Source organism: Mesorhizobium sp. M1295 (assembly GCF_040318135.1).
In the GTDB taxonomy this organism is placed as follows: Bacteria; Pseudomonadota; Alphaproteobacteria; order Rhizobiales; family Rhizobiaceae; genus Mesorhizobium.
This window is the reverse complement of the sequence record NZ_JAMYLU010000004.1, coordinates 62,752-76,911: the sequence shown is the minus strand read 5'-3', so window position 1 is coordinate 76,911 and position 14,160 is coordinate 62,752. Positions and strand designations below refer to the sequence as shown.

Sequence of the window (14,160 nt, the reverse complement as noted above, 5' to 3'; positions counted from 1 at the left end):
TGGCCGGCCTCTCCCCTCTGGACTGCGGTCCTGCCGATAACGATCCTTCTTCGATCCAGGCGCTGCGCCGCTACCCGCCGTCAGCCCAACGACGACAGCGGCAACGCGGTTGGCAGCCCGGGGCGATATCTTGGCACGCAGTGGGGACGGCGGGGCAGCAGCCGCCGAGCGAGAAGGACGCGGCTGAAGCGGCCAATTAGCTTTGCCCGTGTCTGAGAAAGTGAGCGTCCGGCAGCGGTAGGAAAGGGCGCGGAGCGGGCCGAACCCGCTCCGCGCGAGGCGATCTATTCAGCGGCCATGTGCGGTTCGCTGTCTTCAATCTGCGCATCGTCGTCTGAGAGGAATTCGGGCAGCTCTTCCCCATAGCCGTCGGTGCCGGCGCCGTTATCAGCGCCAGCGCTGCCGTCGAGGTCGACCAGGCGCAGCGGCTCGGGCAGCCAGCCACTATCGGTCAGCAAGCGCTCGGCTTCCTTCGCCATATCTCCCTTTTTCAGATGCTCGATTAGCTGCGCGGCCTGTTCGCCCTTCGCCTCTCGCACCGCCTCGAGAATGCGGGACTTGGTGATGCGGCCGAGATAGTTTTCGACTGTCGGTGTCCAGCCGGCGTCAACCATATCGAGACCGACCGCGCGTGCCAGTCGATCAGCTTGCGCGATCCGCTGCCGAACGCCGTGTGCCGAGACAGCGCCGCCATAGCGGTCGCCTTTCTCGTGGAGCGCGTTCACGCCGTAGCTGACGCAATGGGCGAGCAACGCCGCGCGGCTGGTCTCATCAAGTGAGGCGATCCAGTCCCAAAGTGCATCGTCCTCGGTCGGCAGGTCCGATTTCCAGCCCTCATGGCGTTCGGCCACCGATTTCGCCGAGGGGCTGTCCTTCAGGTCACCTGCCTGCAGAGGGAAGAAGACGTGACGGATCGAGGCCTCCAGGCACCCGTTCGTGGTGCGGTGCTGGAACGTGTCAGTGACCAGCTTGTGCAAGAGCGCTGTCATGGCGACGTGAGGGTTGCCGGCAACCGCATCGCGCAACGCCAGTGTCCGGTGTGCGGTCAACTCTGTCATCAGTCGGTCCGGCAGGGGCTTGACCGCATCGTCCTCGTCTTCCTCGCACTCGACAGCCTGGCCGCCAATGGTGACAACGGCACGGTGCACCGACGAGCTGTCGGCAGCTCCGGACCTGCCGTCCCTTTTCGATTCATTCGCGCCGTCAAATGACATCAGCGGCACGTCCTCAGGCCGGAGAAAGCCGCGGTCGACCGAGAGTGAGCCGTCAGTGTCGATGCTGACGAACGCGCCGGCGACGGCGATGTCGGCCGGATCGAATTGCCTTGGGCGCTTGTCGAAATTGGCGAGCGCGGTCTCGATTTCACCGAGTCGCTGATCGACGTCTTCGGGCAGCTCGTCAGCACCCTCATATTCGGTTTCAAGCTTGGCATGCTCGGCGTTGAGGGCATCGATGGTAGCCTGCTCCTCGGCAGAGAGATCGAGCGGATCACTCTGCAGATGATACAGCCCACGCGTTGCGTCGTAGGGGAAGCTGATGGCGACCTCGACCCACTTCCAACCCTCGGCTGCAACTTCCTGGGCAACCGCCTTGAGCTTCTCTGTGACCAGGCGGTCCAGCAGCGCTGCATCCTGCAGCCAGCCGCCGTCATCCGACTGGAACAGGTCGTGCATGACGATACCACCCGCGGCCTCATAGGCGTCGGTCCCCACGAAGACGGCGCGCTTGTCGGAGGCGCGCACCGTCGTTTCGGTCAGCATGCGCCGGATTTGATAGGGCTCTTTCGACCAGGCATCCCTGATTGCCTCCCAGATCTGCTCCTGGCGAGCGCGGTCTTCAGAGACCGTGAAAGCCATGAGTTGCTCCAGCGTCATCCCGTCATCGGCATACACATCGAGCAGCACTGGGGAGACAGAAGCCAGCCTAAGCCGTTGCTTAACAACGTTGACCGGCACGAAGAAGGCTGCGGCAATCTCCTCCTCGCTCATGCCTTTTTGGCGCATGTCCTGGAAGGCGCGAAACTGATCGAGCGGGTGCAGCGGCGCTCGCTCAATGTTCTCGGCGAGCGACACCTCCTCGGCAACGATCGCGCTGTGACGGGCGCGCACGACACAGGGCACGAGGGCGGTCTTGGCGAGGCGCTTTTGCTTCACCAGCAGCTCAAGCGCGCGGAAGCGCCGGCCTCCGGCAGGCACCTCAAACATGCCAGTCTCGTTACCGTCGCTGTCGACGACGGGCAAGACGCTGAGGCTCTGGATCAAGCCGCGGCGGGCGATCGAGGCCGCAAGATCCTCGATCGAGATGCCGACCTTGACGCGCCGGACATTGGACTGGGAGAGCACCAGCTTGTTGAACGGAATGTCGCGCGAGGACGACAGGGTGATCTTCTGAACGGCAGTAGCCATCGGGATGTACTCCGCGACGGGCGGCCGAGAGCCTCTCTCTCGACCTCCAAACCCGTCATGAGAATTCCGTCACTCCTCGCCCTCTGATGTGCTCGGCAGCCACGCGACACTTGTCGCGGAGCAGCAGGTCGGTCCTGGCGCTCTGCAACGACTTCGCCGCAGCGGGGTCCGGCATCGAGGCAGACTTCGGTCATGAACGCATCCGCAGGAAGACGCCGAACTGGAAGCGGGCGGCCATTACGCTGCCTCCCGCCGATCGTCGTCAGCGGCCACTTTGTCCGGCAAAAAACCCAAGAGATAATCCGCAGCCCTGCTTGCCAGAGAGGCGGCGCGAACGATCGCACGGTTATCCTCGCGCAGCACCTCCAGCCACGAGCCGATATAGTCGGCGTGACGCACGGTCGGCGTGATGCCCAGCGAGGCGCAACAGAAAGCCGCACATATCTCGGCAACCAGCTCTTCGAAGGCATACTTCTTGGTGCCGAAGGAACCAGACAAATCCCGGTTGAGGCGTGAGGCATGACCGGTGGCGTGCCCGAGTTCATGCAGGGCGGTCCGGTGCCAATTGATCGGCTCGAAGTAGGCTTGGGGTGGCGGGACCCGCACATAATCGTGGGCCGGAGCGTAGAAGGCGCGGCTGCCACCAACCCGGAAATCGATCCCCGTCTGCTTGATCAGCCTCTCGACCTTCGGCTCGATCAGGCCGGGTAGGGGCGGGTGCGTGGCCATCGCAACATCGTCGGGCAGCCCGTCGCACTGCGCGGCGTTGAACACCGTGAAGCGTTTGAGGAATGGGATCGATCGGGCTTGCTCGCCGGTTTCGCGGGTACGCTTTTTCTCGTCGTCGGGCACGAACCGATGGGCGTAGACGACTGTCGTTCCATGCTCACCCTTGCGGACGCTACCGCCAAGCGCGAGCGCCTGGCGGAAGGTCAGCCAGCTCTGTCCTGAAAAGCCCTGCTCGATCACCGAACCCCAGAGGATCAGGACATTGATTCCAGAGTATTGCCGGTCGGTGGCGGCGTTCTTCGGCATGGCGAGCGGCGCCTTCGCAGCTGCCATTCCCCATGGCTGAACCCAGGGCAGCCGACCGGCCTCCAGCTCGCCGATGATCTTGCTGGTGATGTCCTCATATACGCTGGCCCGCGTCGGGGCAGCTTGGTGCCGATGCTTGGTCATTGCGAGTCTCCGCGCCGGGCGCCGGGAGCCTCTCTCCCAGCCTTCAACCCGTCAGTGCGCCAAGCGCGGCCCTCCAACTTTATGAACTCAAATGAAGATTTCGGTTGCCGACCAACTCCGAGGTGGAAGACACCATTCGAAACCGCAGCGTGAGGCGATCAGCAGAACCCACTAAGCCGGGCGCACGGGAGTAGGCCCAAGCGACCCGGCAGGGAGTCCATGAAAACGGAAGCCGCACAGACAGCCGAAGCCAGTCAGGAGCGGTTCCACCGGCCACGGAAGTGGGGAGCCAGCCGAAAGGCTCGTGGAGTGCGCGTCAGCGCAACCGTTCCGATTAGCAGGTCAAAGGAGCATCTTTGCCGCAGGCGCTCCAGTCGGCGCTTTTCGCAGCCGTATATTCAGAGAAAAGATCGTGCGGCAGGGCATCCGGAATGGCGAGACAGAAAAGTGTGCTCAATGCGAACCGCGATCCGTCTGTTTCCGAGCGAAACTATCGGACCATAGAGATTGGCTGAGGGCTCCGTTTTGAAAATCCCCGACCAATTCGACGAGACCACGCCCCTGCGCGTCGCGATTGCAGCACGAATTGCCTTTCCCGATGGCTCGATGTGCGCAGCAGGCCTACGCAAGGAACGTGACGCCGGCCGACTTGAAACCGAGCTAATCGCAGGAAAGGAGTACGTCACCTTGCTGGCGATCACCAGAATGAGGGAACTATGCCGCGGGCGTCGAAAGGGCCACGCCTCGTCTGGCGCGGCGAAAGCTGGAAAAAGGACGGAACACTCCGAAACAAAGCTGGATGGTTTATCCGCGATCGAACAACGTTCATCAGCGCTGGCAGCGGCGAAAAGGGCCATCCAGGACCTGAAGCTGAAAAGGCGCTCGCGGTCTACATCGCCAGCAAGTACCACCGAGCGCGCGGTGCCGAAGATGTCTTGATAGCCGATGTCGTCAGCGTCTACCTGAGAGAGGTTGCACCGAAGCATGCCGCGCCGGAAGAGACGGCGGCTCGGCTGGACAACATCCTCGATTTCTTCGGTGAAAAGACCCTCGCCGCTATTAACGGCAAACTCTGCCGCGACTACGCCGCGTCCTGTCCCACAGAAGCCGTTGCGCGCCGCCAACTCGAGGATTTTCGTGCAGCCATCAACTACTATCGCAGGGAAGGTTACACGACTGCCGCACCGACGATTGTCCTGCCCGACAAGGCTGGTGCACGCGAGCGCTGGTTGACGCGCAGTGAAGCGGCCGCTCTCATCTGGGCAGCTTGGCGTATGAAGCAGAAATGGAAGGGCCAGGAGAGCGGCCGGCGTACCGGACGACACCTCGCCCGCTTCATGCTTGTCGCGCTTTATACAGGAACACGCTCTGCCGCAGTCTGCGGCGCCGCCGTCCGTCCAACCAAAGGGCGTGGTTATGTGGACCTTGACCGCGGCATCTTTTACCGCCGTGCCGATGGCGCAAAGAAGACCAAAAAACGCCAGCCGCCCGTGCGCCTGCCGGACCGGCTATTGGCTCACCTCCGCCGCTGGGCGTGCACGGATCTCGATATCAGAACCAAGGCGCGCGGCAAAAGCGCAAATATCGGCCGAAAAATATCGCAAGATTTTGTCGTGGAATGGAATGGAAAGCCGGTGGTGTCGGTAAAGAAGAGCTTCAGGAGAGCTCGCGAGGCAGCCGGCCTCGGTCCCGACGTCACTTCGCACACGCTTCGCCACACCGCTGCGACCTGGCTGATGCGGGCCGGCGCCGACATGTGGCAGGCGGCGGGCTTTCTGGGCATCACCGTGGATGTCCTGATCGATACTTATGGCCACCATCATCCCGACTTCCAGGCAGACGCCGCCGAGAAGATCGCCAAGAAGCAGGTCGCCGCCGAGGCGACGAAATCGGTCTCAGGACAGATGACAATGAAACATGAACTCGGCAGGGGGGGCCCTATGTTTCCCACCCAAAGCTCGAAAGGAAACGCGATCATTGCGAAGCAAGCGTGACGATCGGGCCCAAAAAGCTGCGGCTTTGCTGGTAGCGCACATCGTTCGGGACGATGGGGTCGCAGGTTCACGCTGCCACCCGCACCACTTTCTCTAATTTGGGTTGGGCGGTCACGCCGTTCGAATCCACTCCGACTCCCCGGACTGAACGAAACTGCGAACTACGAGCTGCCGATCCCCTCGAAACAAGAGGACCAGCTCTCCTCCTTCATGAATGATCGCTGCGACCGCGGCCGAATTGCTTCCACGAGGTCCGGTTCGAACCGCCGTGTTGTTGCGATTTTCGTCTAAGAGTTTGCGCCAGCGAGCAAGACGCTCAGGATCCAGCATACTAGCGGCCAAAGCTGCTTGTACCGCATAGCCGGGTTCATTCTGCTCCATTCCTCTGAAACGTGGCGAAGACAACCCGCTTGCTTTCGCGCACGCAGTCTTCAAGCGGCTTCGCCTTCGCCAGATGCGCCGCAATCGCGCTGGCCAGTATGCAACCTGTTCCGCGCATTGATGTGGCAAGGCGCGGTGTATCGACGTGGATGGGTTCATGATCGGAGCGTAATAAAATATCGGTCGATCGGAGTCCCGAGGCATGCCCACCCTTGATCAGCAGGGCCTGAGGGCCGGCGGCCAACAGTCTTTGTCCTTGTCGGAGCGCATCGTCCTCATCCACTGCCAGTTCGGAGCCAATAAGGTGCGCCAGTTCGGGAAGGTTGGGCGTGACAAGGCAGCAAAGCGGCATCAGATCGCGCTTCATGACAGCGATAGCGGCTGCCTGTAAGAGCGCCCGGCCTGAGGTGGAGGCCAGCACTGGATCGAGTACTGCCGGCACCTGTCGATTTTCGCGCAGTACGGCGGCAACCGCAGCGATGGTCTCGGCTGTTCCGAGCATGCCGATCTTGATTGCCGCCACTTCGTTGGCCTGCAGCGCGGCGCGCATCTGATCAGCCACCAGGCTTGGTGGCGAATGAAGGATTTCCAGTACGGCGTCGTGCGTTTGCACTGTGAGCGCGGTGACAGCGAGGCAGGTGCGCACGCCAATGGAAGAGATCGTCTCGATATCGCGTGCAATTCCAGCCCCACCGCTGGAGTCTGATCCGCCGACCACGAGCACATGCGGTTCTCGCCTCAGCGCCATGGCTTTGTCTTTTCGATCCATTCTCGCGTGCGCGCTTCGGGATCGGCATTCAAGGTGATGTCGGTGACCACCGCGGCGCTGTCCGCACCAGCCTCGAAGACACCGTCGAGCCGGTCGGGGTTGAGGCCGCCGATGGAGACCAATGGGATCGGCGCCACCCGATGCTTCCACTCGCTGATCCGCTCGAGCCCTTGCGGCGCCCATTTCATCTGCTTCAGGACGGTGGGATAGATGGGGCCGAGCGCGATATAGTCGGGCTCGGCAGCGATGGCCGTTTCCAGTTCGAGATGATCGTGCGTGCTGAGCCCAAGCTTCAATCCGGGGTACTTAATCGCCAGCAGGTCGGCCGCAGCCAAATCCTCTTGGCCGAGATGGACGAAGTCGCAGCCTTCCTCAATGGCGAGCCGCCAATGGTCGTTGACGATCAGTTGGCAACCATGGACCGCGCAGACGCCGTTCGCGCGGCGGATTTCCGTCCGCAACGTGGCCTCGTCCCTATCCTTGATGCGCAACTGAACCAGCTTGACGCCAAGCGGCACCAGCCGTTCGATCCAGGCGGCGCTGTCGACGATCAGGTAGAAGGGGTCGAGCTTCATGAAAAAACTGCCCTGCCAATTGTCGGCGTCGACGGCACGGCGACGTCCTGCGGTTCGAGCATTCCCGAGTTGAAAGCTTCACGACCGGCCTCGACCGCCTTGCCGAACGCACGCGCCATGCCGACCGGATCGGCCGCCTTGGCGACTGCGGTGTTCAGGAGTACGGCGTCAAAGCCGAGCTCCATGACGGTTGCCGCGTGCGACGGCCGTCCGAGCCCCGCATCCACGATCAGCGGAACGCCTGGGAAATGTGCGCGCATCGAGCGCAGCGCCGGAATGTTGATCGGCCCGAGGGCGGAACCGATCGGTGCACACCACGGCATCAGAACCTGGCAGCCCGCCTCCAGCAGTCGCTCGGCGACGACAAGATCGTCGGTGGTATAGGGGAATACATCAAAACCGTCCTCGCACAGGATGCGGGCGGCCTCGACCAGCCCGAACACGTCCGGCTGCAGCGTGTCGTGGTTGCCGATCACTTCGAGCTTGATCCAGTTGGTGCCGAAAACTTCGCGCGCCATCTTCGCGGTCGTGACCGCTTCCTTGACGGAGTGGCAGCCGGCAGTGTTGGGCAGGATTCTGACGCCGAGCGAGCGGATCAACGACCAGAATTGTTCGCCGGCCCTGCCGCCTGCCATCTCACGGCGTAACGAGACGGTTACCGCCGAAGCGCCCGACGCCTTGACGGCCTCGGCAAGGATGGCCGGCGATGGATATTGAGCGGTGCCGAGAAGCAGGCGGGAGGCAAGCGACGTTCCGAGAAGATCGAACATGGCCTAGCCTCCCTGCATCGGTGAGAGGATTTCGATCCGGTCGCCGTCGCTCAACCGGAATTCCGCCCGGTTGGCTTTGTGCACGAGTTCGCTGTTGACGGCCGTTGCCAGCCAATCGCCTTCATAGTCGAGCGCCGCAAGCAGCTCGGCCAGCGTGGTGGCTGCAACCTCATGCACTTTGCCGTTGACCGTCAGTTTCATGAGCAAGCTCCTTCGTTCCGTCTTGATGGAAGACCAGGTCGGCCGCCTGGCGCGCCATGGCAGGGGCGAGAAGAAAGCCATGGCGATAAAGCCCGTTGACTGCGACGGTGCTTCCATGTGCCTCGACACGCGGCAGATTGTCGGGAAAAGCAGGACGGACGCCGACACCGGTTTCAACGATCCCGGCCTCGCCGAATGCCGGATGGAGGGCATAGGCGGCACCCAGAAGCTCCATCATCGAACGCACCGTGGCCGGCTCGGCGGACCCGCTCTCGATCATGGTCGCACCGACCATGAAACACTGGCCGGTGCGCGGCACCACATAGAGCGGAAAGCGCGGATGAAGCAGCCGGACCGGGCGCGACAGCGAGATGTCGGGCGTGCGCAGGATCAGCATTTCGCCGCGAACGCCACGTAGCCGGTCATCGATGGCTGCCATTCCCGTGCAGTCGATCTGATGATCGAAACCAAAAACATGCCAGACCTCGGTGCCGAAGTGAAACTCGACACCCATGGCTGCGAGCTTGTCATGAAGCGCTGCCATCGCCTGACGCGGGTCGAGATGCGCCTCGTCGGAGAAGAGCAATCCGCGCCGGAAGCGGCCGGCGAGGTCGGGCTCCAGGAGCGCAATTTCGTCTTCATCGACACGCCGATGGCCCGAGGTGCGGCTGGCGAAGCGGTCGATCTCGCCCGCATCGCGCGGCGCGGCCACGACCAGCGTTCCGGCCCGCGTCACCTGGCCGGGGGTTGCGGCATCCCACCAGTCGGCGGCACCGCGCCCGAGATCCAGCACCGGCTGCTCGGCGCTTTCGCGCTCGCACCATGGCGCCAACATGCCGCCGGCGAACCACGACGCATTGCCCCCAAGGCCAGGCCTTGTCTCGGCAACGGAAACCGCCGCGCCGCGTGCGGCGAGCTCGAAGGCGGCGGTGAGGCCGGCAACGCCGGCCCCTTTGACCAGCACCTTCATGATGGCTCACGTGGCTGAGGTATGAGCGGTGCGCCGGTCTCGTCCGCCGGCAGGTAGAGATCGCCGCCCTCGCGGTATTTCGCCGCCATCGCCGCCATGCCCTCCTTCTGCGCTTCGGTGCGGATGTCGTGGGAAATTCGCATCGAGCAGAATTTCGGCCCGCACATCGAGCAGAAATGCGCCAGCTTGTGCGCCTCCTTGGGCAAGGTCTGATCGTGGAAGGACCGCGCGGTTTCGGGATCGAGCGACAGGTTGAACTGGTCCTCCCAGCGGAATTCGAAGCGCGCGCGGGAAAGGGCATCATCCCTGACTTTCGCCGCCGGATGACCTTTTGCCAGGTCGGCGGCATGGGCGGCTATCTTGTAGGTGATCACGCCGATCTTGACGTCGTTGCGATCGGGAAGGCCGAGATGCTCCTTGGGCGTGACGTAGCAGAGCATGGCGGTGCCGAACCAACCGATCATCGCCGCGCCGATGCCGGAGGTGATGTGGTCGTAGCCCGGCGCGATGTCGGTCGTCAGCGGCCCAAGCGTATAGAACGGCGCCTCGCCGCAGACGGCGAGCTGCTTGTCCATGTTCTCCTTGACCTTGTGCATCGGCACGTGGCCGGGGCCTTCGATCATTACCTGGCAATCCTTCGCCCAGGCGATCTGTGTCAGCTCGCCGAGCGTCTCCAGCTCGGCGAATTGTGCTGCGTCATTGGCGTCGGCGATCGAGCCAGGACGAAGGCCGTCGCCCAGCGAAAAGGACACGTCATAGGCGCGGCAAATGTCGCAGATCTCGGCGAAATGTTCGTAGAGGAAGCTTTCCCGGTGATGATGCAGGCACCATTTGGCCATGATCGAGCCACCGCGCGAGACGATGCCAGTGACCCGGTCAACGGTCAGCGGGATGTAGTGCAGCCGCACGCCCGCATGGATGGTGAAATAGTCGACGCCCTGTTCGGCCTGTTCGATCAGCATGTCGCGGTAGACCTCCCAGGTCAGGTCCTCGGCGATGCCGCCGACCTTTTCGAGCGCCTGATAGAGCGGCACCGTGCCGATCGGAACCGGCGCGTTGCGGACGATCCAGTCGCGGATGTTGTGGATGTTGCGGCCGGTCGACAGGTCCATCACCGTGTCTGCGCCCCAGCGGATCGCCCACACCATTTTTTCGACCTCTTCAGCCATCGACGATGTGACGGCGGAGTTGCCGATGTTGGCGTTGATCTTGACCAGGAAATTGCGACCGATGATCATCGGCTCGCTCTCGGGATGGTTGATGTTGGCGGGAATGATTGCGCGTCCGCGCGCCACCTCATCACGCACGAAATCCGGCGTGACGAAATCGGGCAGTGTCGCGCCGAAAGCCTCGCCGTCGCGCTCAAGCTTGCCGTGCAGGATCTCGCGACAAAGGTTCTCGCGGATGGCGGCGAACTCCATTTCGGGTGTGATGATGCCGGCGCGCGCATAGGCAAGCTGCGTCACCGCCTTGCCTGCTTTGGCTCTGAGCGGTTGATGGCGAATGGGAAATTCCGGCGTCAGGCGTTCGCCCGTCGCGAATCCGTTGTCCTCCGGCCGGACATGGCGGCCGTCATAGGCCTCGACATCGCCGCGCGCCGTAATCCATTCGTGGCGAAGCCGTGCAAGGCCATTTTCGATGCTGGTTTCGACAGTCGGGTCTGTATAGGGGCCGGACGGATCGTAGACGGTGACGGGCGGTTCGCCGGCCGTCGGATGGACGGAGATTTCGCGCATCGGCACCCTGATCTGCGGGTGGATGGCACCGGGCTTGTGGATTTTTCGTGAGGCGGGCAGCGGTCCCGTCGAGACGGCGGGGGTGAGGGCATTCATCTTGAGGCTCCTTTGCTCGTTGCATTGGAGACCCAGTTCTGTGCCGGGAGGATGAAAAGACGCTTCTGTCGACCTGCCGAAACAGGACCTCGGGCGTAAACTCCCGCAAGCGCTTGCACCGTCCCTACGCCAGTATGAACTGGATCAGGTTCAACGGGTCACTGCGCCGCGAATGCCAGCAGTATCTCAGCCCCTTGCCGGGACTCCCCTGGTGAATGCGTGAGGTTGGACGGGACGGCTCCGGTTTGTCAAGCGCGTTCTGGCCGCGGCTGATCGGCGGCCGGTCAGACCGTGCGGAAAAAATCGTGCATGTCTCGGCGACAAGTCAAGCCTCGGAGATGAAGGCAGGGACAAGGGAATTACAAACCGTCGGACTAAAAATCGATCCTGATGATCACACCTTCAATGGGCACCAAAGGTTTGCGCGTAGATCGCCTCGATTCTTCCTGCCTCGTCACTGGTCAGCGTGGCGAATTCCTTTTCGCGCGCGCGGTTCGATAGATGTCCATCATTCTGGTGAAGAAAACGGAAGAGCAGATCGGTCAACCGCTCGGGCATGTCAATAAAGGCGTCCACCTGCTGCCGGAACTGATCGTAGCGCTGCAGAAATGCGGTTTCCTCGGGAAGGTCCCGTTCGATCGTCCGCTGAACGCAGGCATAGAGGAATTCGGCGTGCGGGGTTGCATCGAAGAACCGGTAGAAATCACCGGTGTCATTCAGCACCCGGACGTTGAATTGCGGCGTCGGTTCCCATTCCACCAATGGCAGAAGGCGCTGCGAATAGCTCTCGAGCACGCCCCTGTACTCGTTGATCTGGTCCAGGATCGCGGCCGAGACGGGAAAGACCACTCCCGGCGGATTGAAGCCGCGCATGGCAAGGACGTGGTGGATTAGGTAGCGGTGAATGCGGCCGTTTCCGTCCTCGAACGGGTGAATGTAGACAAAGCCGAAGGCGAGGATTGCGGCGGCTACGACTGCATCAAGGTTTTGCGCGGGGCCCTGATCGAACGCCGCCATTCCATCGATTAGCCGCGGCAGGTCCTCGGGCCGAGCGCTGATGTGATCGGGCAAGGGCGTGCCGTTGTCTCGGTCATGCTCACCGACGAAACCTCCTTCTTTTCGGAAGCCAAGTCTTGCGAAACGGGCGTCGCCAAGTACAATTCTTTGCAGACGCAGCAGCTCATCGCGATCGATCGGCCAGCGGCCGGCTTCGCCGATGGCGCGGCCCCAGCGCTGGATGCGATCTTGCGGCGGGCGCTCGCCCTCGATCGCATAGCTTGATCGCGAGTCTTTGAGCAAAAGAAAGGCGGCGGTCCGAGCAAGAAGGTCGCGCGGCACGTCCGCTACGATTGCCTCCGCGCGCCGCGGTAGTTCAAGGCCGATGAATTTTTCGAGAATCTTGGTGCGGAACACCAGAGGGCAGAACTCACGCGTGCCGGGGAGATTGTCCCTTACGCGGTAGCGCGAAGCGGTCTTGTCGGGTCCGGGCCACTGCAGCTCGGGATCGACAACCGGAATGTATCGTCCGGCCGCCGCGTCCGGCAGATCGATACGGGCGCCCCTCAGCCATTCATATAAAAACCAGATGCGGCGGGCATAACTGCCGGTCGGGCTTTCACGGACCAGCGCCTCGATCGGCGCGGGACCGGTCACTTGGAACAGCCGCTTGAGGACGGCAAGGTCCAGTCCCTCGTACTTGAGCGCAAAGGTCAGGTGGCCTTCGAGGGTAGGATTTGGGGCGTGGCGGGGGGTCATGATCCGCCAGCCATCCCGTTCGGTAATGCGATGATGCTCGCCCGTGGCGAACAACCTACGGGGCAAGGGCACGGCGAGCCTGTAGGCTCCGACCAGGGCGCTGTACCCGGCCGGGGTCGCCGTTTCAGGAAGGCGGATTTCCTGAAAAACGGTAACAGGACCTGAAAATTGGTGCTCTTGCACCGCAGGCATGAAAAGCGAATCCTTTCATCGAATTTTTGCTTCAGCTGGGCCAACACCTGTGAAAAATGATCCTATTCCATGAAAATTGATGCCACAAGACAAATTTTCCGAAAACCGATTCTAAACGGTGCTGGAGTAATCAAGCAAGAACTCCGCCACCGGCTCAAGGAAGCGACTTCATGACAAAAAGGTGAGTCCAGGAACCGCCATTCGCCCGTCTCTTAGTCACGAGGCCGGCACGGATGGCCCGCCTTACGTCGAGCCGGATTGCTCGAGGAGAACCGCGCCGTTCGGGGCTCACTCATAGAGCGCTCCGGCGCGCGATCCCGATTTGATAGCCGCGATCACGCTCGCGACTGATCTTGGTGACGTGGCGGCGTCGGAGTAGAAAACTGATGCAGGATCTCGGTGGCGTCGTGTGTGTGTGTGTGTGACCTGAAGTGAGTTCTCTGCGGTATGGGGGACGGCACGCAGCGCGCGCGTCTTCTCGGCAAACAGATCGACGAAGCGGCACCGAAGGGAAGTTCCTGGCATTCATTCTCGCCATCGCTGCCCCAATTTGCCGACCGGACTGCCGATCGATCTCGCCCAATACTTTGCGCGCGCAAGGGCCGAAGTTGAACTGGGTGGCACCTGCTCATTCGGGAGCTAACTCATGCTTGGCGCGCTAGCCCGAGAGAGCTGTGCCTGATCGAATGCGTGAAATCGTAGCTCGGGGTGGAGAGGCTGACACGGTCATCTGTCACCCGCCTTCGGGCTGTAACGGAAAGCGCGACATCGTCTCCAATGCTCGTTCCCCACGTCGAGGGCCCAGCGGCTTGGCTGCGGGGGGACTGTCAGCTAGTGGCCGCTGGGCCTTGACGACCAGCGAGCGTAAGAGGAGGCCCTGCGCTGGCTGACGAAAACTTGCGAGCAAAGCCACGGAAAAGCATCATTCGAACGAACTCTTTCGTCGAGACGAGGAGGGCAGTGAGGCGGTAGCCGCCGCTTTGAAGCTCTCCGGCAGCTGCTACGCTGGTCGTTCAGAGGGTCGCAGCTGCGCTTGCGCCGTCATATCGGATAAGTCTAATATAATCCGCGCCTAGCCATCGAACGCCGCGGCGCCCTCGGGTCGGCGCTATTCATCGGGTGGGCATGTCGGGTACG

General features: G+C 62.3%; 10 protein-coding genes, 1 pseudogene and 1 riboswitch. Of the genes and pseudogenes, 1 reads left to right on the top strand and 10 read right to left on the bottom strand.

Annotated elements, in window-relative coordinates; translation table 11 throughout:
- Window positions 1–284 precede the first annotated feature (284 nt).
- Together NKH29_RS07745 and NKH29_RS07740 are read right to left on the bottom strand one after the other, a co-directional pair.
- Entirely contained in the window at window positions 285–2,405 is a 2,121-nt protein-coding gene (locus NKH29_RS07745) for a ParB/RepB/Spo0J family partition protein (RefSeq protein ID WP_023717058.1), read from the bottom strand.
- 237 nt (window positions 2,406–2,642) lie between these two features.
- Window positions 2,643–3,584: an ArdC family protein gene (locus NKH29_RS07740; RefSeq protein WP_023717060.1), complete on the bottom strand. Its 942-nt coding sequence runs from the start codon at window positions 3,582–3,584 to the stop codon at window positions 2,643–2,645.
- A gap of 716 nt (window positions 3,585–4,300) precedes the next feature.
- On the opposite strand from NKH29_RS07740, the gene NKH29_RS07735 reads away from it, so the two are divergent.
- A complete protein-coding gene (locus tag NKH29_RS07735; RefSeq protein ID WP_352515843.1) occupies window positions 4,301–5,578 on the top strand; it encodes a tyrosine-type recombinase/integrase in 1,278 nt (425 codons plus the stop codon).
- A gap of 228 nt (window positions 5,579–5,806) precedes the next feature.
- Here the strand turns inward: NKH29_RS07735 and NKH29_RS07730 are convergent.
- From NKH29_RS07730 to NKH29_RS07695, 8 genes and pseudogenes are all read right to left on the bottom strand, one after another.
- Window positions 5,807–5,950, bottom strand: a pseudogene (locus NKH29_RS07730) (ribosome small subunit-dependent GTPase A); the annotation flags it as partial.
- Complete coding sequence (locus NKH29_RS07725; protein WP_023717062.1) at window positions 5,946–6,707, bottom strand: hydroxymethylpyrimidine/phosphomethylpyrimidine kinase; 762 nt, start codon at window positions 6,705–6,707, stop codon at window positions 5,946–5,948. The pseudogene NKH29_RS07730 and the gene NKH29_RS07725, both read right to left, overlap by 5 nt.
- Entirely contained in the window at window positions 6,698–7,303 is a 606-nt protein-coding gene (locus NKH29_RS07720) for a thiamine phosphate synthase (RefSeq protein WP_023717063.1), read from the bottom strand. The genes NKH29_RS07725 and NKH29_RS07720 overlap by 10 nt, the downstream gene beginning before the upstream one ends.
- The gene (locus tag NKH29_RS07715) at window positions 7,300–8,073 is read right to left on the bottom strand and encodes a thiazole synthase (RefSeq protein ID WP_352494344.1); all 774 of its coding nucleotides are present in this window, start codon (window positions 8,071–8,073) and stop codon (window positions 7,300–7,302) included. Before NKH29_RS07715 ends, NKH29_RS07720 begins: the two co-directional genes overlap by 4 nt.
- Before the next feature lie 3 nt (window positions 8,074–8,076).
- Entirely contained in the window at window positions 8,077–8,274 is a 198-nt protein-coding gene (gene thiS, locus NKH29_RS07710; protein WP_023717065.1) for a sulfur carrier protein ThiS, read from the bottom strand.
- Window positions 8,243–9,244, bottom strand: coding sequence for a glycine oxidase ThiO (thiO, locus tag NKH29_RS07705; RefSeq protein ID WP_023717066.1), 1,002 nt, complete (start codon window positions 9,242–9,244; stop codon window positions 8,243–8,245). The genes thiS and thiO overlap by 32 nt, the downstream gene beginning before the upstream one ends.
- The gene (gene thiC, locus NKH29_RS07700; protein WP_352999325.1) at window positions 9,241–11,076 is read right to left on the bottom strand and encodes a phosphomethylpyrimidine synthase ThiC; all 1,836 of its coding nucleotides are present in this window, start codon (window positions 11,074–11,076) and stop codon (window positions 9,241–9,243) included. Before thiC ends, thiO begins: the two co-directional genes overlap by 4 nt.
- A gap of 103 nt (window positions 11,077–11,179) precedes the next feature.
- A riboswitch (TPP riboswitch) is annotated at window positions 11,180–11,296 on the bottom strand.
- Between the two features lie 182 nt (window positions 11,297–11,478).
- Complete coding sequence (locus NKH29_RS07695; protein ID WP_352999324.1) at window positions 11,479–13,023, bottom strand: Fic family protein; 1,545 nt, start codon at window positions 13,021–13,023, stop codon at window positions 11,479–11,481.
- Between the last annotated feature and the right edge of the window lie 1,137 nt (window positions 13,024–14,160).